General features: G+C 34.2%; 13 protein-coding genes and 1 tRNA gene. 5 read left to right on the plus strand and 9 right to left on the minus strand.

The genetic code is table 11. The features are described 5' to 3' along the window. Positions 1-878 precede the first annotated feature (878 nt). From recN to AC3DU7_RS02555, 4 genes are all read left to right on the plus strand, one after another. Positions 879-2,639, plus strand: coding sequence for a DNA repair protein RecN (recN, locus tag AC3DU7_RS02540; protein WP_488037799.1), 1,761 nt, complete (start codon positions 879-881; stop codon positions 2,637-2,639). A gap of 598 nt (positions 2,640-3,237) precedes the next feature. Beyond that, entirely contained in the window at positions 3,238-5,979 is a 2,742-nt protein-coding gene (locus AC3DU7_RS02545) for a GAF domain-containing protein (protein ID WP_488037800.1), read from the plus strand. 66 nt (positions 5,980-6,045) lie between these two features. Then, the gene (locus AC3DU7_RS02550; protein WP_488037801.1) at positions 6,046-6,408 is read left to right on the plus strand and encodes a hypothetical protein; all 363 of its coding nucleotides are present in this window, start codon (positions 6,046-6,048) and stop codon (positions 6,406-6,408) included. Positions 6,409-6,496: 88 nt separating this feature from the next. Then, positions 6,497-6,682: a TLTLP motif-containing protein gene (locus AC3DU7_RS02555; RefSeq protein WP_293074310.1), complete on the plus strand. Its 186-nt coding sequence runs from the start codon at positions 6,497-6,499 to the stop codon at positions 6,680-6,682. Positions 6,683-7,393: 711 nt separating this feature from the next. Here the strand turns inward: AC3DU7_RS02555 and AC3DU7_RS02560 are convergent. The 4 genes from AC3DU7_RS02560 to AC3DU7_RS02575 all read right to left on the minus strand — a co-directional run bounded on the left by AC3DU7_RS02560 (position 7,394) and on the right by AC3DU7_RS02575 (position 13,501). After that, a complete protein-coding gene (locus tag AC3DU7_RS02560; RefSeq protein WP_488037802.1) occupies positions 7,394-9,826 on the minus strand; it encodes a sensor domain-containing diguanylate cyclase in 2,433 nt (810 codons plus the stop codon). 1,206 nt (positions 9,827-11,032) lie between these two features. After that, positions 11,033-11,578: a peroxiredoxin family protein gene (locus tag AC3DU7_RS02565; protein WP_488037803.1), complete on the minus strand. Its 546-nt coding sequence runs from the start codon at positions 11,576-11,578 to the stop codon at positions 11,033-11,035. 149 nt (positions 11,579-11,727) lie between these two features. Further along, positions 11,728-12,327, minus strand: coding sequence for a peroxiredoxin (locus AC3DU7_RS02570; protein WP_488037804.1), 600 nt, complete (start codon positions 12,325-12,327; stop codon positions 11,728-11,730). Between the two features lie 1,039 nt (positions 12,328-13,366). Next, on the minus strand, positions 13,367-13,501 hold the full coding sequence (locus AC3DU7_RS02575; RefSeq protein WP_488037805.1) for a hypothetical protein: 135 nt from the start codon (positions 13,499-13,501) through the stop codon (positions 13,367-13,369). A 131-nt stretch (positions 13,502-13,632) separates the two neighbouring features. Between AC3DU7_RS02575 and AC3DU7_RS02580 the strand changes: the two genes are divergently transcribed. Further along, entirely contained in the window at positions 13,633-13,803 is a 171-nt protein-coding gene (locus tag AC3DU7_RS02580) for a hypothetical protein (protein WP_488037806.1), read from the plus strand. Between the two features lie 184 nt (positions 13,804-13,987). Here AC3DU7_RS02580 and AC3DU7_RS02585 read toward each other — a convergent pair. The 5 genes from AC3DU7_RS02585 to AC3DU7_RS02605 form a co-directional block, all read right to left on the minus strand. Beyond that, positions 13,988-14,060, minus strand: a tRNA-Met gene (locus AC3DU7_RS02585). Between the two features lie 636 nt (positions 14,061-14,696). Next, positions 14,697-17,102, minus strand: coding sequence for a peptidoglycan DD-metalloendopeptidase family protein (locus tag AC3DU7_RS02590; RefSeq protein WP_488037807.1), 2,406 nt, complete (start codon positions 17,100-17,102; stop codon positions 14,697-14,699). Positions 17,103-17,776: 674 nt separating this feature from the next. After that, positions 17,777-18,238 carry a tRNA (cytidine(34)-2'-O)-methyltransferase gene (locus AC3DU7_RS02595; protein WP_488037808.1) on the minus strand — a complete coding sequence of 154 codons (462 nt, stop codon included), beginning with the start codon at positions 18,236-18,238 and terminating at the stop codon, positions 17,777-17,779. Between the two features lie 602 nt (positions 18,239-18,840). Further along, on the minus strand, positions 18,841-19,992 hold the full coding sequence (gene gshA / locus AC3DU7_RS02600; RefSeq protein WP_488037809.1) for a glutamate--cysteine ligase: 1,152 nt from the start codon (positions 19,990-19,992) through the stop codon (positions 18,841-18,843). Between the two features lie 598 nt (positions 19,993-20,590). After that, positions 20,591-21,412 (minus strand): cobyrinic acid a,c-diamide synthase, encoded by an 822-nt coding sequence (locus tag AC3DU7_RS02605; protein WP_488037810.1) that lies wholly within the window; start codon positions 21,410-21,412, stop codon positions 20,591-20,593. Positions 21,413-21,610 lie beyond the last annotated feature (198 nt).

The following is a 21,610-nucleotide window of genomic DNA, read 5'->3' on the forward strand; positions in this document are numbered from 1 at the left end:
ACCTCTCATAACTTTGGAAACTGCTTTCATTAATGGATAATGGATAATTGATAATGGATAATTGATAATTGATAATTGATAATTACCTCTGGTTAAAACCGAGAGGATTGAAATAAGGAAATACTATTTCTTCTCTTGGTCGATTGGATATGGCGAGGTCTCCTCGCCATCCCATCCTAACGGACTGCTCCGCAAACGACCGCTTTTTTTCCCCTTAAAAGAGGAGGCTTTAAACCAGAATTATTTAATTATTAATTAGTTAATTATTCGGTAAGTCATAAATTTTGAATTTATAGTAGCATTTTGAGATAATTATCAGCATAAATAATTGAAAAAGATAATTCCACTTAGTTAGTGTGAAATTTCCAACAAGAAACCCAATATCAATTGTTTCTCAAATTAAAATAAATCGTGATTGAGAAACTAAGAAAATATAAATAATTCTTCACTCATAAACAATTACTATAGTTATTAATTGATATTCTACTAAAAAACAAAATAAAAATTATCCCTAATCCAATTAAACCTTAATGTATTCTTCTAATTATATATAGTAATCCTAAATAAATAATTTGTGAGAATTTTTATAATAGTTAAGATTGACAAAAAACCTTGAAAATTATGACTTCTGACTTCTGACTCCTGACTCCTAACTACCACAGAAATATTACAATTGAAATAGGATTGCTATATTATAATTTTATCTTGAAGACCTCCAAGAAAATAGAGGATTTACTGCCATAATTTTAGTCATAAATTAAAGTCATACATAAACTAAAAAATTATGTTTGACCGAAGCAGGATAAAAGTAAAGTGCAAACATTTAATCTTAACTTCTTCCTTCTTAACTTCTTCCTTCTTTCTTCTTTCTTGAATAAATGCTTATATCCCTTCGCATTAACAACTTTGCTCTTATAGACCATCTAGACCTAGAATTAAGCTCTGGCCTAAATGTATTCACAGGAGAAACAGGTGCTGGTAAGTCCATTATCCTAGATGCTCTTGATGCAACTCTGGGCGGAAAAGTAGACCGTCGTGTAATCCGAACAGGAACTAAACGAGCTATCTTAGAAGCAACCTTTGAGCTAAACTCATCCCTGGCCGAATGGTTAGGAAACCAAGAAATAGATTTAGTGGATGGTACATTAGTGGTCTGTAGTCGTGAAATTACTTGTGCCCAAACGTCTCTCCGTACTAGGTCTCGTCTCAATGGTATTCTAGTCAATCGCAAAATAATGGACCAACTGCGCGATCGCCTATTAGAAATTACGGCCCAAGGCCAAACTCTACAATTAGGAAATCCCAATCTCCAAAGGGAATGGCTCGATCTATATGGTAGTCATCCCCTACTAAAATGCCGAGAAGCAGTCAGTATTACCTACCAAAAAGCTCAAAAAGCCAAAGCAGCATTAGAAAATCGTCGCCAGTCAGAGCAAGAACGTTTACAAAGAATAGATTTATTAGAATACCAAGTACAAGAACTAGATAAATCTAATCTTACCGAACCTCAAGAATTAGAACAACTAACACATGAAAGTCAACGCCTTAGTCATGCAGTTGAACTTCAACATCAAAGCTATCAAATATATCAAGCTTTATATCAAAATGAAGGAGATAATTCAGCAGCAGCAGACCTCCTTGGAGAAGCAGAAACTATATTAAACGATATGGTAAACTACGACTCCACATTACAACCTGTATTAGAAATGATTAATGAAGCTTTATCTCAAGTTGTTGAAGCTAGCCGACAAATCAGTAGCTATGGCGAGGAATTAGAAGCAGATCCCCAAAGATTACAAGATGTAGAAGAAAGAATTCAAGAACTTAAACAAATTTGTCGCAAGTATGGTCCAACCCTAGAAGAAGCTATTAATTATTATTACAAAATACAAGCAGAACTCAAAGAACTACAACATGGTGGAGAGTCCGTTGAAGCACTCGAAAAAGTATACCTAGAAACTCAAAAGCAATTACAAGATAAATGTAGCGAACTTAGCTTACAACGTCATAATGCAGCTGTTAAATTAGAGAAACACTTGGTAGAGGAATTAAAACCCCTCGCTATGGAAAAAGTGAAATTTCAGGTACAAATTACTCCCACTAACCCAACAATTACAGGAGCTGACCAGATTACATTCTGCTTCAGTCCAAACCCTGGTGAACCACTACAACCTCTAAACTCAATAGCTTCTGGTGGAGAAATGAGTCGATTTTTATTGGCATTGAAAGCTTGTTTTTCTCAAATAGAAGGCTCTGGTACTCTAGTATTTGATGAAATAGATGTTGGAGTATCAGGAAGAGTCGCAGCAGCAATTTCAGAGAAACTACATCAACTAAGTCGGAAACATCAAGTCCTCTGCGTAACCCATCAACCGATAGTAGCTGCAATGGCTGATAATCACTTTAATGTCAGTAAACAAGTAGTCGAGGAAACACCTAATCAAAACTCTGAAGTACGGACTATTGTTAGAGTTAAAAATCTCAATAATTATCAAAGGCGAGAGGAGTTGGCACAACTAGCTAGTGGTAGGCCAGCTCAAGAAGCTATAGCTTTTGCAGAATCTCTTTTAACTGAAGCTGCTACTAAACGTCGGAAAAATTTGACTATACCTATTTCTAGATCTGGAGGAGAATCTTAGTCCATAATAGCGGTTATACTAACAATACAATATATAAAATAATATTATCAATTGACTTTAACAAAGGGCAAGAAAAATTATGTAGATTATGTTGAGTTATCAACTTAGACATAACACAATCCATAGTATTACTAGTAACTTTTTGTGCTATATTATAAATATAAAACAAAAGGGCACAATTTTAACCAATAAAAACTTGCTTCTATAAATAGAGAAATAGAGAATAAATTGAAAACTCTTAGTTTTGATAATTATGAATTAAAGGTTTAGCAAGTGCAATATATAAGCTTCTATACTATCAAACAAAGTTAATCTGCTTATTGAAGAACTAGCATTAAAGTAAGGGGTTAAAAGTAAAAAAAAATTTCATAACTGAAGAACCCTAAACTCGCACTTAGAACTTTTGTAGCAGACCTTATCTAAAAAATATTTAGAATAAATTTCTTAAAAGAAGAGTAAAAGTTTAATTATGTTAGACTACACTACAGATATGAATGATTTTTAAATCACTCAATTCTTAATATTAATTAACAAATTGAGCTTGAAGGACTGAAAAGCCTTACATAGAAAGAGCATCCAAATATTTAATTAAACTGTTATGACATCTGCATCTCCAAACCAAATAGCAACAGAGTACACAATCCCAACAGAGGATGTGGAAGTTATAGAGGGTCCCAACCATCAGGTGTCTCACCCTCAAAATTACTCAGATAATAATAATACTTATAATAACCCAGAAATTAATCTTAGTAATGGAGATAACTCCAACAATCACTCAAAAGCCAACGAAAGTAGTGCATTAGTTCATCCTGGGTCTAGTTTCTCAAGTTATCTAGCTCCCCTCACAAAAGAAACCTTTGTTGAAGCGGTTAAGGATGTTGAAGAAAAACTCAAAACAGTTAATCAAACCCTGGGAATGCTCAACAATTTGTTAGAAGCTCAAGGATTTGATGCAATTCTACACGAAATGTTGCGCTCAATTACTCTCAAAACTGGAGAATTATTAAACGCAGACCGGACAACAATTTGGTTATTAGATGAAGAAAAAAATGAACTTTGGTCAACAGTAGCTAAAGGAGCAGATGGGAAACTCTTAGAATTAAGAATTCCAGCCAATGTAGGAATAGCAGGAGAATCAGCTCAAGAGAAAAAAGTAATCAACATACCCTACGACTTCTATGAAGATCCACGTTCCGCTTCAGCACAAAAATTTGACAAACAGAATGGATATCGTACCTACACTATGGTAGTAATGCCATTACTGAAAGAAGATACAGGGGATTTAATCGCAGTTGTCCAACTCCTAAACAAGTTCAAAGCAGACCACGAACAATATGAACAACTAGGAGAAAAAATAGATGTCAACGGATTTACTGAAGAAGATGAAAGAGTATTTCGTGAATTTGCCCCTTCCATTAGTCTAATTTTAGAATCTTCTAAATCATTTTATGCAGCAACTCAAAGACAGAGAGCAGCAGAAGCTCTAATGAAAGCTGTAGACTCCCTCAGCAAAAGTAGTCTAGACTTAGAAGATACTCTAGGAAAAGTGATGGAGCAGGCCAAGGAACTGATGAATGCAGACCGCAGTACCTTGTGGCTCATAGACAATGAGAAAAGTCAGCTATGGACAAAAATCCCCATTAATGGACAGCTAACAGAAATTAGGATTGCTAAAGATAAAGGTTTTGCTGGGATGGTGGCCACATCTGGCGAACCACTACTTATTCCTTTTGACGTTTATAAAGATACTCACTCAGTTACAGCCAAGGAAACAGATGAAAAAACAGGTTATCGTACCTGTAGTTTGTTGTGTATGCCTGTTTTTAATGCTGACGATGAATTAATTGGCGTAACTCAGCTAATTAACAAAAAGAAACAAGGAGAGTATCCACCCTATGACCATGCCAACTGGCCTGAAGCACCGGAGCAGTGGAAAGCCAGTTTTAATCGCAACGATTTAGAGTTTATGAAAGCCTTTAATATCCAAGCAGGTGTGGCCCTCCAAAATGCTAAATTATTTGATACAGTTAAACAAGAGCAACAGAGACAAAGGGATATTCTGCGAAGTCTCACAAACGGGGTAATATCGACGGATCAAAAAGGCAAAGTTATTGCTACAAATGAAAGTGCTAGACATTTACTGGGCATCAGTGACACAGAGATATTAGCAGGTAAATATGTAAGTGAATTAGTACGGCTCAAGGAAGGTGATTTTTCTAAGTGGCTAGATTTAGCCCTTTCTCCGAATTATACTAAAGAGTACCAACAGTATTATCCAGATCAAACTTTGTTACCCCTGGGAAATTTGCCTCCTCAGAGTATTAATTTGTCAATTAACTCTATGATTGATGTTTGCGACCTTGAGAAAGTTAATGGCGTTTTAGTAGTGATGGAGGACATTACTGGAGAAAAACAAGTAAAAAACTTGATGTATCGCTACATGACACCAGAAGTTGCAGAACAATTATTAGCAACTGGTGATACTGGTTTAGGAGGAAAACGTCAACAGGTTTCTGTGCTTTTCAGTGATATTCGTAGCTACACTACTTTGACAGAAGGTATGGAAGCTGAAGAAGTTGTTACTATGCTGAACGAGTATTTTGAAGAGATGGTAGATGCTGTATTCAAATACAAAGGTACTCTTGACAAATATATAGGGGATGCCCTTATGGCAGTATTTGGTTCTCCAGCTCCTCTAGAAAATCATCCTTTGTGTGCCATGCAAAGTGCTGTAGAAATGCGTCAGCGCTTGGAAAAATTCAATGAAGAACGTGTAGCTCAGAACAAAATGGCTATTAAGATTGGTATGGGCATTCACTCAGACGAAGTAGTTAGTGGTAATATTGGCTCTAGTAAGCGTATGGAGCTAACTTCTATTGGAGATGGTGTTAATCTAGCTTCTCGCCTTGAAGGTACAAGCAAGCAGTATGGTACAGACCTGGTCATCAGTGATAATACTTATCAACCTTACAAAGATATGCTTTGGGTTCGGGAACTAGACCTAATTACTGTGAAGGGAAAAAGTAAGCCTGTTAGAATATATGAATTATTAGGCTTCAAGGAAGGTGAGTTGAAGCAAGATTTAACGGAGCAACAACACCGTATAATTGAACATTATCGTCGAGGACGAGAGTATTACTTAAGGCCATCCATAGACAAAAGTTTAGATGAGGACTCTATAAAAGAATGTTTTGTAAAGGCTGCAGCTGAATTTCAAGCAGTCAAGAACATCGACCCAAACAACAAAGCGGCTAAGTTGCACCTTGGTCGTTGTAATCTATTTAAGCAAAAACTTCCTCCAAAGGATTGGGATGGAGTCTGGAATTTAACTGAAAAGTAAATAATTATTTCTATCTAAATAAAAATAGAATTTTAGCTCTCATTTTGAAACAAACTAGCCCTACTTATGACTAATTTTAATTCCCACCACTCAGATACTGAGTGGATAAATCAGGTTCATCAATTATTACTTGAGATTGTCCGTAATTCTTTGTCGGATCGGCCTAAACTACCAGAAGAACTTGCAGAAAGAGCTCTACCACTAGCAGAGAAAGCAAAAATTATTCAAGAAAAAGCTGATGGCCACGTTATTCCTCCAGATTCGTTAGAATGGGTAGGAGAAGTCCGTGAACTTTTGTTGGATTTATCTCGTGCTTCCTTGTCGGATATACCTAGACTACCTGTAAGTATGGGTCAAAGATCTCTGGTGTTGGCACAAACTGCTAAAGAGATTAAGGACAAAGTTACTGAAAAAAATCATAGTTCTTAACAATAAAAGTTGAGGCCAATCTCCCAGTATTTATAATACAACTTGTATTACTACTAACAATTTTAAGTTTTTTAGAAGCTTTCTCAATATGGAATCAGATAGTCAACCTGTCAGTTACTCAGACGATGAACCTCCTCAAAGGATTGCAAATATTTTGGGAACAGCGATCGCTGTACTGACTCTGACACTACCTTTATTGGCCATTACTCGTTATTCTCATCGTAATATAAATGTGATTCCTCAAACCTCATATGAATTGTCTGAGTATGAATGATTTCCAACAAGATTTCTAAGAAATTTAGTTTCAATTTTTATTAATTAATTTTTCAAGGATACTACTAGCGCGTCAAGCTTAAAATAGTTTTTTAGGAAAATTCTCCAAACCTTAGTCATAGCAAGAATTGTACTAAAAAATTTAATACATCATTTTCAGCTTGACACGCCACTACGACGTTGCAGATTTTTTCATAAAGCAGTAACTAGGATTATTCATAGGTTAGGGTTTGCTGAAAAAGATTGTTGCTGACGATAAATTTTACTTACGACCAACAAAGTTTTATATTGTCTATTATTCAAACTTTCTAGACTTGCACCTTTCTCTATTAGTCTGTCTATGTTAGTTAAATTTTTACTTACATATTTCAGTTGTTTTTTGAGAGTTTTCCTAATTTCACATGGGAGGCTGATTAAATATCAAAGCATTGATAGATAAAATATAAAGGTTGTAGCATTTTTTGTCTTAAAAAGTGTCAGCTTTTCGGTGGCAAGAGCTGCATAAAGTTAATGTTTTGGGATGAATTATGGCAGAAAAATTAAGGGACTATTTTCTGATTACCTCTTCTATAATTTCCATTTATCCTGAGTTATGACTCCTACCCCTAGCAAAAGACTTTATTCAGCAAACCCTAATTAAGTAGAAATAATAAAACTAATTCACCTAAAATAGCCTTTATTAATTCAAAAAAATATAATATAAATCAAATATTCAATACTTTGGAGCTACTACAACTCGATTACGTCCTTCATACTTAGCTTGATAAAGAGCAGCATCAGCAGCTTGAACAACCTTTTCCCCAGTTTTGCCATGTTCGGGAAAGCAAGCAACTCCTAAAGAAACAGTAATAGAACTTAGAAGTATACCATCATATTCTACAGATAATTGTTTGATTTCTTTCCTGATTTGTTCGGCTCTTCTTGCGGTATTTTCTAAAGAACTTCCTGGTAAGATCATAATTAGTTCTTCCCCACCATAACGACAAGCTATGTCATAATCTCTAACTTTCTGTTTTAAAAAAGCTCCTAAATTTTTGAGAATAACATCTCCAGCAGCATGACCAAATTCATCATTAAACTTTTTAAAATGATCTACATCAATCATAATTATACCAATAGGCTTTTCAGTTCTAATAGCTCGATAAGTTTCTCGATTCAGAAATTCTTCTAAGTAGCGCCGATTAAATAATCCAGTCAAAGGGTCACGAATGCTTTGAATTTTCAAAGTTTCCTGTAATTTTAGATTTGCTAAAGCTAGTCCAAATTGTTTAGCTAATGTTATCGCTAATTGATGTTCTTCTTTTGTAATTTTTGTTTTTTCTTGATAATAAAATGAAATAACTCCTATTGCTTGGCCTTGTGCCATAATCGGAATACATAATGTTGTTTTAGGTAATGGTTGTGGCAGATGTTTACAAGTTAAAGCTGTTTGAGTATCCTCTACAAAATGAACTTCTCCCCGACGCAAAGCAATACATTCATGGGGGGCAAAAAGTGTTTCTTCTGGTATTTTTTCTCCCCAATTTGCAATGCCTTCAACTAACATTCTTGAATCACTAATTTTAAAGACCGAACCATAAGTATTAGGAAATAAATTTTCAATTAATGGCAGAATAACTTGACAAGCTTCTTCAACTGTAAAGCAAGCTTGAAGTAAGTCAATCATATTATTTAGTAAAGTAATTTCTTGGTTCCGACTTTCTAAAGCTTTGACCCAATTTGTTAATTTTTTATTAGCTTCTTGAGATTGATTTTGTGCTTGTTCTCTTTCCTGAATTTCTTGAGCGATTGCCTCATTCATTTCTCGTAACGTTTTCTCTGTACGTTTTCGTTCAGTAATATCTCTAAAAGAAGCAAGAAAAGCTTCTTTTCCTTCCCAAATTATATTGCCAAGTCGCATTTCAGCCATTCCTATTTCTACACGCAATTCATTTAATGGTCTGACTATATCTATTTCAACTCTTTCTCCCACAACTAAAGGAAACCCAAAAGCTTTTCCAATTAGTTCATCTTCTCTACGACCAAAAAGCAATGCTCCTGCAGGATTAACAAATTGAATTACACCCTCTGTATCAACAATTAAAATTCCATCAGGATTCATTGTAGTCAACATTTGCATGACTTTTTTTTGTCTTTTCAGCTCATTTTCTGTTTCTTGACGAACTGTCACATTTTCAAATAATATACCCACACAATTGTTAAGCAAAGGAAAGGCTTTTACTGCAAAAAGACTATGAGGAATTCGTTGTTCAAAATATTCAATTTCTCCCAAATCTCTATTTTTTCCCGAATGAATAACCTCAGCATAAATTTCTGGTAAATCAGTCTTTAATAAATGAGGAAAACATTCACTAATTCGCTTACCCATTATTTCTTTTTCTTCATATCCAGTTAAATAAGTAACAGCAGGATTAGTAGCTTTTAATCTAAAACTACTCACATCATTCAAGTCTTCCATCTGCCAAACGTGCAAACCAACTTGCATATTTTTAACAATATCTGCGTAGATTTTATTTTCTGTAAGTTTAGCTTGTAATTTTTTATTAACTTCTTTGAGTTTAGTTTGTGCCTGCTGACGTTGCTTCAATTCTTCTTGCAGTTTTTGATAAAGTTCTGCTTGTCGAATAGCAATTGCCATTTGCACTGATAATTGTTGTAATAATTCAATCTCTGAATTTTGCCATTCTCTAGCATCAATACAGTGATGAGCAATTAATAATCCCCATAGGTCGTCCCCTTGTAAAATAGGTACTACTAATATAGATCGTACTTGAAATCTGAGTAATAATTCTACATAACAAGTAGGTAGATTACTGTTAGTAATATCTGTGGCTGAACTCACACGACCATGTTTATAAAGATCGATCAAATCTTCTTTAAAACATGGATCGTATATAACTTCATTAATTATCGTTCTTGATTGATAACTAACTGATTCTACCTCAACAATACCACTACCATCTGGTTGAAATTTATATATAAGAACACGGTCAACATTGAGCAAATCTCGTACTACTGCTACAGCTGTATTGAGGATATAGTCTAACTCCAATGATTGGCGAATTTTGAGAGATATTTCTGCCAAAATTTTAGAAAATTTCTTTTCAGATATTAATTCTGAGTCAGATAAAAAATTTGGGTGCATAATATCAATATCTCTTAAATTTATAATTATTTTTTATGATTTATTTATCCTAGTTAAATAAAGCTCAATCCATATTGATTTTGTGAAAAATATATATTAGTATAGACAAAACGTTTACATTTTTAGGATTTAGCAAAGCCTTGTGTCAAAGAAGTAAATATCCTACAATTTCATATATACTAATACTAATCCTCAATTATAAATTATACTATGTGTAAAAATACTTATGCAAATAGCATAAGTAAAAAGTTTATTATATTTTCCTATGCCTTAAAAAATTTTCCAAACTGATACAACTAAAAATAGTAAAGTTATTCAAGTCATTTGTATATTAAAATGACATTTGAATTATCTTATTTTTCAGAAAAACTAAGATACTTAACGACAATAAAAATTGGCAATATTTGCAGTTAAAATTTGGGTATATAACTAATACCAGTAAAAAAAAGAATGCTATAAAAAGTACATTTTGAACGGAGATAGTTAAAAAGAGCTGTTCTAATTAGGGCTTGCTGATTAAATATCAAAGCATTTATAGACAAATGTTTTAGCATTTTTATGTTGAAAAAAGTGCGCTTGTTTCAGTCTAAAATGCTCAAAAAGTTAGTATTTTGGGAGGATTATAACAGAAAAGTCAAGGGACGATTCTTCTGACTACTTCTTCTATAATTCCCATTCCTCTTGAATTCACCGATTCTGGATTCTGACTCCTACCCTTACTAAAAAACTTTATTCAGCAAACCCTAATTAATTTTAGATGGCTAATCCTATCATTTTTACCTTTTTTTTAAATATTTACTCATTCTTCCAACTCCGGTCTTCCCTATTCCTTAATTCTACTATTTGTAACAAACATTTATCAAAATGGCATAACAGGCTATCAAACTATATTTCAACACTACAAGCTCAATTTACCTGCGATATTAGTCTATAAAAAAAGAGTTACTTGCACAAAGAAATAACTCAGCTATTCACAGTCATTTTGCTCAACTATGGACATATAAAGGTTTTAGCCTTTTGAGATTCCCAAAAAGGGCACTTATTTTAGTATAAAACGTTCAAAAAGTTAGCATAAAGGGCAAACCGAGGACAGAAAAATTGAGGGACAATTATTACTTATACCTCCTCTAAACTCTCCATTTCTCCTGACCACTGACTCCTGATTCCTGACTCCTACCCCTAGCAAAATATTTTATTCAGCAAACCCTATATATAACTATCTAAAACATCAAATAAACCCTCAACACTAGCATTATGATCTAGAAAAGAAAACAAGTGTTTATAGCTAAGTCTACCTTGCTGATCTAATACAAATTGTCCTGGCAGAGGTGCTCCTAAAGCTTGACCGACTCGATAATTTTTAAATACCTGACAACTAGAATCACTAAGTAAAGGCATTTTTAAACTTAGATCGCTGACAACAACCTTACTTTGTTCCCTATCTGTACTAGTAATCATTAATATTTCTACTCCCCGCTCTAAAAATTTTTCATAATTATTATTTAAAGCTAAAATATGGGGAAAACAAAATGGACAATACTGTTTCTCAGTAAATATACGAGTCAAAACAACTATTACAGGTTTTACCCCCCAATAATCCGATAAACGAACTAATCTACTATTTGTGATATCTGGCAATTCAAAATCCGGCGTTCTTTTTCCTTTATCCAAACTATTAATAGGTGGAATAGGTAATAAATTTTGAAAAAAACGTTGATTGATCAAACCTCTAAAATCATAGGAAGTTAGCATAATTTTGATTAATTTAAAAGTTGAAGCTCAAAATTTTAATGTGTTGAAATATCCTCTAAATTTACAACTCCAACACCTTATAGAGCTAGAATATCTACAAAAGTGTTGGAGTTGACATATTAGGTACTTTATAGACTGCCTAAATCAATTTATTTAACAGCTGCAAAGAATTCCTTAGATTTGATTGGATCGGGATTCATAGTTTTATCTCCTGGTTTCCAACCTGCAGGACAAACTTCATCTGGGTTAGCCTGTACATACTGAATAGCTTGTAGAGTACGCAAGGTTTCATCAACATTACGACCAAAAGCAAGATTATTAACTGTGGCGTGTTGAATAATACCTTCTCTATCAATAATGAACAAACCCCGCAGAGCAATACCTGCTTCTGGGTCTAAGACATTGTAGGCAGAACTAATTTCTTTCTTAATGTCAGATAATAGTGGATAGTTAAGATCTCCAACTCCACCAGATTTACGATCTGTTTGAATCCAAGCTAAATGTGAAAATTCACTGTCTACCGAAACTCCTAAAATTTCAGTATTAACTGACTCAAACTCTTTGTAGCGATCGCTAAATGCCGTAATTTCTGTTGGACAAACAAAAGTAAAGTCCAGGGGATAGAAGAATAAAACTATATATTTACCACGATAATCAGACAGTTTAATTGTCTCGAATTCCTGATCCACCACAGCTGTAGCAGTGAAATCTGGGGCTTCTTGGCCCACACGCAGGCATTCGTCTGTCATGATTTAATTCTCCTTAAAATAACTTGTTGACACTCAAGACTAAAAGAAAACTTATGGTTTGAGATTCTTTAATTCTTCCATATTGCCTCTTCATACTAGACCTTAAATTACAAAAAAACACCCTAGAATTTCTCCTTTCAGACCTCGCTAGACCAACTTCAATCAATTAAATATTTTCAGACTTGGTCTATGATTCTATTCTGATTCTCAAATCTCTAGGTGGAGGTACAAATTAAAGTTTTATTTATGCAGTTAATCAGTTGCTAATTAAATCGATTTTTATGCACCTTTTTTATTTTTGGCGTTCATTTCTATTTTAGTTTTTCCTCTAACTAAACTACAGATAATTTTCAGTAGTTGTATCAGCAAAGAGTAACTGAACTAAAATCTTATTTATGCTTACCCTTGTGTATGATACCATAGAAAAACTAAACTTGTCTAGGTTTAGTAGTTCTCCCATTTTCAGCTCAGATATTGCTTATAGATAGAACTTGAAGATCAAAAAAAATTTTTGCTTTACCACAACACTAAAAAAATAAACTTTGTGCAGGTTAACAACTATTGGGTAAAATTGGATTATCCACAACAGTATACGAAGAGTTCTTTCAGGCTTTTCATCCCTCTAAAGTTGATAAATAGAAGCATACTCAAGTAATAGAAACAAGTTAGAGAAAGTAGTATAAAAGTAGTTCTCGATCCAATTTTTGAGATAGATAATAGTCAAATGTGCCGTAGTGGTATGTCAGCTTTGAATTGATGGGTTAAGACGAGCAGGAAGAGCATAAAAGACAGAGGTTACAGAGGAAAATTAACCCATCAAAACTAACTTGATAAAACAGTAGCGATCATCTGTTAACTTTTTCCCATTCCAGATTAATCTGAACTTCCCCTGTACAAATGTACTATGAAACTCTAAAACCCTTATCAACCTTATGATACAGCGATCAGGTTTTTGGGGTGTAGCTATAGCAATGTGCGCTGGCATATTTACAAATTGCAGGAAGTGTCCAATAGCTAAAAGTCTTATATGATAAGCTTTTTATTCCCCCTGTTGCCTGTTGCCTGCGTGCAGCGCTATATGTAAATTTGTAACATTTCTTAATAAACGTTCACTGGTAGTATCTGCTAAAGCATAGCCATGTATCTTGACTAACTGAACCACAACAAAAGGCATTAGATCTATTAGATAATTTAAGCATTCCTACATTCCTACAATATTTTACCCAGTAAATGTAGATAGAAAATCCAACGTATCTCTTGTACAGCATACATTGTGCCGTTTTGTCAAAGGGGAAGTTCAGATTAATGGTAAAAACTGAACCGCAACTCAATTTAGGCCCATTAAAATTTTGTGTTCCCTTTGCCCTTAAAAAAATGCGCGTTTTCTTTGCTTGGTCAATTGGATATAGCATTTTTGCGCTTCCCAAAGCATCCGATAGTCAAAGAAACCTTGATATTCCTAGATCTCTTGTTTAACCTTTTACAGGGGGGCTGCTTTTTAATACCAAGCGTGAAAAAGTAATGCTTAACTAAACATAATTTCTCTTTAAATACCCAAAATAAAAATTTGGTGGTATTGCAGTCGTAATGTTATAGAAAGTATGAATAGTAAAGGAGAAAATTAAACAATATATATCTTCACCATTACTATCTATATATATGGCTCAGGCGGGATTTGAACCTGCGACCTTGGGCTTATGAGTCCCCTGCTCTAACCACTGAGCTACTGAGCCTAAATTTTCAACCGTTCATAATCATAGCACAGAATATAGTAATTTATTCACTCCTTTACTATTTTTTTTTCAAAAAAATCAAACTAGATTTAATTTGCACCCTAAAAGTCTTTATATCTCTATCCCCATTTTCATTTACAAGAATGGGGATTTTCACATTTTTTAATTTAGAAGAGTTGATCTGAAAATCTTCTTATTTTCAGATAGGACTAGGGAGTTAGAATAAGTTCTAAGTATTAGGAGGTTTTGATTTTCTCCCATTACACATGTATATATTGGGGAATTGGGATAAAAACAACTACACCGTATAAAAATCCCCATTTTGAAAATTCACGACATAGAGTGGCGTGGATTTGTGACTAGGAGTTGTAAATCGGGATTTTCACATTCCTCAGAACAACTACGTTGCTGGCGCTGCACTCTAGTAAATACAGAGTATATAGTTTAAACTTATAGTGTCAATTTCCGCTACTCTCTCTGGCGAAAAAACCATTGAGAATAATTTTAAACTTTTAGTTAATTATAACACATTTTGTTAACTATGGATAAAAATCAATCGAGTCGTTTCCACCCAGCAGTTAAAACTGACTGTTTTCCTACTTACCGAAATTTTACGATAATTATACAACACCTAACCTAATTATATGTCGCTCCCGAACGTAAAAGAGCCATGGGATTAACAGCTCCATTTCCGGTTGGATGAATTTCAAAATGTAAGTGTGGGCCGGTACTACGTCCAGTGCTTCCCATTTTAGCAATTAGCTCACCCTGAGCCACTTTCTGACCTTCTCTAACAAGAATTTGACTGTTATGAGCATAGATTGTCAGACTACCATTAGGATGTTTAATTTCCACTAAATTACCATACCCTCCACTATTCCAATTAGCAAAGGTGACAACACCAGGAGCAGCAGCAACAATAGGAGTACCAGTAGGTGCAGCTATATCAATACCACGGTGCATTCTTCCCCACCGCCAACCATAACCTGATGTTAGAGTACCCTTGCTGGGCCAGGTATATCCGGTAAATTGCATTGAGCCACCAGGTAAATAGGTATCAGCTTTACCCAAAGGTGGCAAGTCTGGAGAAACCATTTTTCCTAGGGAAGGATTATTCAGAATCTCATTAAAGTTAGCTCCTATTGGAGCTGCTGCCATGACTGATGACTCTTGAGATTGACTAAGATCTCTTCCTAGAGGTAGTTCTTTAACAACTGTAGCAGGATTTCTGACTTCAGGTCTGCGAGTTTCTATTTCTTCAGACCATTGTCTGGTTTGGCTGCTATTTACTTCTTCCTGATAAGTTGGTTGTAAGTACCTACTACTATTGTTCTCATTAATAATTTGAGAATTATTCAGTAAATTATGCTCTGAAGACCACGGTTCAGGTACTGGAATATTTGTTGCTTCTGGGGTTATTGTTTGAGATTCTTCAAGCTCTTTTTGATTGTTATATTCCTGTCTTAGCCTGCTTATTTCTGACCTCAAACGGTTAGCATAAGGATTGTTTTGACGATCGGATTTTGCTTTTGGTAGTAACTCACCACTATCAGTTGGTAATGGTTGAACGGGTTGATTACTGCTAGAAGATGTAACAGGATTTTGTCTAGATTCTCTTGTACCTAGATTATCGGGCCATACTTTATTGACTAAGGGATTTTTCGGGCTATCTGTAGCAAGCAACTGTGTTGAAGTTGAAAATTCTTTTGGTTTCTTGTGTATTTGATTTTCTTGATCTTCGTCTATACCTTGAGACCAAGAAACAAGTTGTACACTTCTGCGTGGTGCAACTTCAGCTCCAGTCACATTTGGTACACTGTACGATAAATAATTAGATTTGATATTAGGAAGCTTGACTTCTGAAATATTGTGTTGGTTAGCTGTAGTTTCCAAAGAAGGTTGACTAAATTCATTTTTTGAATAACTACTTGTAGAACTTACAAGTGTTAATGATTCAGAAAATTGTTGCTGAGGAATTTTAAGTAATTTAGCGGCTTCAATTACATCTAGATTTTTAATATTATTAGCTCTAGCTAAAGCTTCGACAGATACATTGTTTTCCTTGGCAATTAAACTTAGTGTGTCTCCTACACGCACCTTGTATACCAATGAAACTGGTGTAGATGTCAGAGCGGAATCAATAACTACTGCCCCTTCTAGTTTAGTCCCTTCTGTCTTGATTGACTCTTGAGCAAAATCTATTTGACTATCGGCGACTTGTTTAACCGTGGAAGTATGGTCTAATTCAGAGGGGTTGGCTATGTCTATAGCTGGTTCTTTAACAACTAAATTTTCTGATGTGGCACTTTTATTTTCTAGAGATTTCTCTGTGGATGCATCAAAGGGCTTTTCTACAGACTCAGAAGCTAACTGCTTATACCTGGACTCCACAGAATTTTTGACTGAGAGGTTTTTTTGCTCTTTTTGAACAGAGTTAGTTTCTACTTTTAATCGGTCAATTAGCTGAGTATTAGTGCCTATGCTCTCCTTGGCTTGCACTTTTGCTAGAGAACCCAGAGGAGGCAACTCATTAGTTTGTAATTCACTAATTTTCGGTTCAGAAAAGACTAAAGTTTCTAACTCAGATTCTCTGATTTGAGTCTGGCTATATTTCTTTTGAAGTTCTACAGGAAAAAAGGATTTTTCTGCTAGTGTATGTTCCAATTGCAGAAAAGTCTTGGGCTTAGTTGCTTCAACTTCAGAATCAGTATTTCCTTCTGTCTCTACATACCCTTGAGTCAATTTCTGAAGTAGTGAACCTTTTGGCCTATTAACTCCAGTAACCTTTAACTCTTTAACTGAGATTTCATGTGTGTTGGCATCCACTCCAGGAACTTCTGCTGCTACTGCGAGATCGCCTTTCCCAGATAACAGGATGCCTGGTGCACCCATGGTGGTTGAAATAGCAGCAAGTCCAATCATGGCTGCAGCAGAAGTTTTGCTACCAACTGTACTTATTTGTTTTGACTGCTCAATAGTTGCTTCTGTGTGAAGTTCACAGGTAGCGGCAGACTTTCCTTTACTTGGAAATGTTCGTTTCAAAGAACGACCTCCTATCAACAAGCGTTTAACTGTCCTTAATTTTTATTTTTCCTTGTCAATGACCTAATTCACTTGATTTCAGAGATCCAGATCACTGACAAGCATCAAACTTAGGCTAGGTTATCTTGCTTTTATAAAAAAAGCAAGGATAATTTTAATTTAATTTCAACTTAATGGCCATAATTCAGAGAAAAAAAAGTAACTAACTTCTCAGACACTGAATATTACAACATTTTGCTAGTAGTTTGTTTTTGCCATGTTATTTGGAAAGTATCCAATTATATTTTTCTCTGAATTATTTAGTCCTTTAGTAAATACCCTCTAGACTAACAAAAGGATTTCAGGAGGAAATATAATCTAAATTTTTGTATACACCAACTTGGCGGTCGTGGCAATTACTATAACCATAGAAATTTCTTATAGATAGACATAGAGTTGACAGACTGTATACATAGTACTTATATAGAGTCAAATTAACTATTAAATACTTAAATTGAAATATTTCAGGACTTAAGGATTTTTGAGTTATGAACACTATATTTTTAATTAGGTATATATACTGTTTTTCATCATTAATTCATATCTGTAAGTAAATAACACCTGGTCATTAGGAACTGAGTTTAAATTTTATAGATACTATCAGAATAATGATTCTAACTCACAGAATAATGATTCTAACTCAGATAATCCAATTGACGCCTGGCTTCAAATAAACCCAAGGCAGCACTAACAGAAAGATTTAAACTACGAACCTTTGGCTGTGTCATTGGTATATAGAGAGTTGCTACACAATGCTCTAAGACATCTTGTGGTAGTCCATGAGTTTCTGAACCGAATAATAGCCAATCATTTGTTTGGTATTTAAATTTAGTATAATTAGAATCCCCCTTTGCACTAAAACCTACTAATCTTCCACCTCGTTGCTGGTGATAGGTTTGAAACTCTTTGAAGTTATCGTGGTCATGTAGCTGAACATAAGGCCAGTAATCTAAACCTGCCCGTTTCAAATAGCGATCGCTAATTTCAAAACCCAAAGGTTTGACTAAGTGTAATTCTGTATTAGTAGCAGCACAAGTACGAGCAACATTTCCTGTATTTGGGGGAATTTGCGGATAGACTAAAACAATCTGAGGCATTATATCAATTTATTTTGATACTGAGAACATTAAAGCTGTTAGCTAGAATACTTTACTTTTAAGTTTCAGTATTTCTCTAAAAATTCAATACAATAAAAATCATAGATATGATTAATGCTTAAGTATATGTATATATAGAAATTGGTTTTTTTTTGCCCCTAATTTTGATCTTCGGTTTTGTGAGTTTTGCTTTATAGGTTAGTGTCGTACCCTACCCTAACAGATAAATACTATCTATAATATATATTTATATAATTGATTCCCTAGTTCAGGAGAAAATCAAGTAAGAAGCTTAAGATGTAAATATCAAAAACTAGCTAAATCTTCCTTCGGTAAGCTTTGCCAACAGAAAACTTTATCTGTAATGGATGCGGTTGACTATCGGTTAGGGATCAATAACAGTCTCTCAAGGGATGAGAAGTAAAAACAGGTGGATTTATCCCCTGTTCTTACAACCTTTAGACTCGCAATGCTAACGCAAATAGAATCCACGCAGTTTTAACCAGTGAAGTGTAGATTATAAGGACATTTAGCAAAACTTTTGAGATTTTTGATAACTCCTTTCAACCTAATGTAGCGGAACTAAATGGAATGCTATCAGGTTAGGCCACCATTGATTGACATAATTGATCTTCTAGCTGTTCTTCTTGTTGCAGCATTTCCAAAATTGCTGCTTTAATTACACTCCGACTGTCAAGACTGCTATTGTATTGACCTAACCATTTTTGTGCTGTATTGCCTTCCCGGATAATTTTTTTGATCGGAGAAAGAAAACAACTAAAGCCAAGTTTTTTGGCATAAGGTAAAACCTGTTGATAAATTTCCTCAATCCAATTTTTAGCTAAAATAGTTCTACCATCTTGCCAATGGAAGAGTTGAGCTTCAAGACTATCATGAGCGGCTGCTATTTCATTCTTATCTGCTAAAGCTACTAAATCTTCCAAACGGTTAGTTGCAGATAAGTTACTTTTTTCCAAAGGATCGAGACTAGGATCGTCAAATAATTGCCATAAACGAGCTTCTAAGAAAGCTACCAAGGCTAGTTGTATAACTGGGTTACTGACAAAGTCACAAATTCTTAATTCTAGACGATTAAGATTATAGGGACGGCGATCGCCATTAGGTCGCACAGAACACCACAGATGGCGGACATTTTGCATCATACCTGTAGCAACTTTCTCTTCAGTCCATTTGATGAAATGACTATGACTTTCAAATAGAGGGACATCAGCTGGAGTTTTCGGAAAAGTAGCCCAGCGAGTAGAATGAAAGCCTGTATCGTGGCCATCTAGAAAAGGAGAAGAGGCACTGAGGGCTAAATATAAAGGGGCTTCCATTCGGATCAAGCGAATGGCCCGCATCAATAATTCTGGATCGCTAATACCAATATTTATATGAATACTGGTTGTAACAACTGTTGCACCGTAAGTTTGTTGTATATATGTGTGATATGGGTTATTAGGGTCAGAGCGTTCAAAGGTATGACTACCTCCTAAGGATAAGGTACTTCCTGGAATTATCGTGTAATCCCCTAAAGTGTTTAAATAGCTTCTCAATTTTTGTCTTGGCTTTACTAGAGCGCATAAAAGTCGGTCATAGCTACACAATGGTGGAGTCGTGTATTCTACATTTCTACTATCTGGCTCCCTCACAAACCCTTCTACTTTGGCCACAATTTGGTCTGACAGGCCAATAGTATCACCTTGGGGTGTGCCAGTGTACATTTCTACTTCAAATCCTTTCGATAGCAGCACAACAGGCTCCTAAATTTGGTTTATTTATATTTATATTTCTAATGGTATCAGTAGATTTAACATCTTTGATCTATGTCTCAGAGCTTAAATTATCGGGAAATTATTACTTTAAATTGAGGTATGGCATTTACGGGGATGTATTAGCGTTTTTATTTGAAATGTCAAACAAGAGTTGGTTATTTACTAACAGTAAAAAGTCCGTTAAACCTTACTTAGCCTTTTGCCTTTTGCCAGACTTTTTATGCAACTATAGCGCTACAAGTTTAGATTAGGAAATTCCTAAGTTCACCAAATTCACTGACAGCTTACTGTTGTATTTTGTGTTACCTAGGGCTATAAAATAAAATTACTATAGTTGAAAGTAATAGGTAATAAAAAGAGTTTTTACGATTAAAAAAATGACAATTTATTAGAATATTATTTGAATTGGGAGGTATTATATATTTTTAGGGATCGAGAAATAGGAAGTAATCAATTTCTCAGAAATAATTTAGAATTCCTAGATCGTAGCTAATCTGAAAATACTGTAGATCAAAGCAGCTAAATATTTAATTATTTAATAATATATTTATAATAGAAATATTTACATAATTTTCTTCTAATTAACTATAGACTCAAATTCGAGAGGAAAAATTTCTTCTTCCTCTTGTTGTTGAAATATATAATCAAAGTCAAATTTTAAAGCTTTAATATGGCGAGCGATCGCAAAACCACACTTCGTAACTTTATTAGTCGTAAAAGTTGCTATTACTAAAGCTACTAACTTATTTGGAGATAGTTGGGGTATTTGCACATAATAATCTCTTTTGGCAAAAAATATTCCTTTATCTTTCGGTACAATAATGCCATTAATTTGATGAGCGTACTGAATTGGCTTGATATATGTTTTAATAAAGTTATTTTGATTTGTTTGAAGACGAGCTAATTTTTCATGTTGTAGCCAACTCATTGTGAACATAATCTTAATCAATTCAAATCCCAAAATATAGTTAAATATGTGATTTCTTTTTTCTGTATTAATGACTAGCTTTAAAGCAGATTCTAAATATTGTTCGGCTTGACAGCGTACATCTTGAGCAGAATGAATATAATATTGCCTAATATAGTTTCTGAGTACATTTTCATTGATTTTTGTTTCTGCACGAAACCGTCTTAGATATTTGTTAACTCTATTAATTGTATCTATATCTTGTAGCATTTTTACTGCTAAACCATCAGCTATATAATCATCTAAAAATTCTGCCTGTTTTTCTGGAGAAGAACCACATAAAATATAAGAAAAAGATAGAACATAACGGCGTTGATTCCAAGGTAAGCTAGCTGCCCATTGTTTAACTTCTTGAGGTAGTTTATTAAATATACTATCTTCAGAATTGGATTCAGAAAAGATATTTTGATATTTATTGTTGCGATTTTTCATTATTACTATTTTGATTTTTACAGATTCTAATATAATATTTTTTCTTCTTGTGACTCAAATCACATTAACTGTTTTTTATTATCACACCTAATAGTATATTTTAATCACAGACAAATCAATATTAAATTATATACAATAATCATTAAAAAACTTAGTATAAAGGTTTTAAATATATAGGCAATTCTATAGCAATCAGGA

The organism is Okeania sp. (assembly GCF_983059655.1).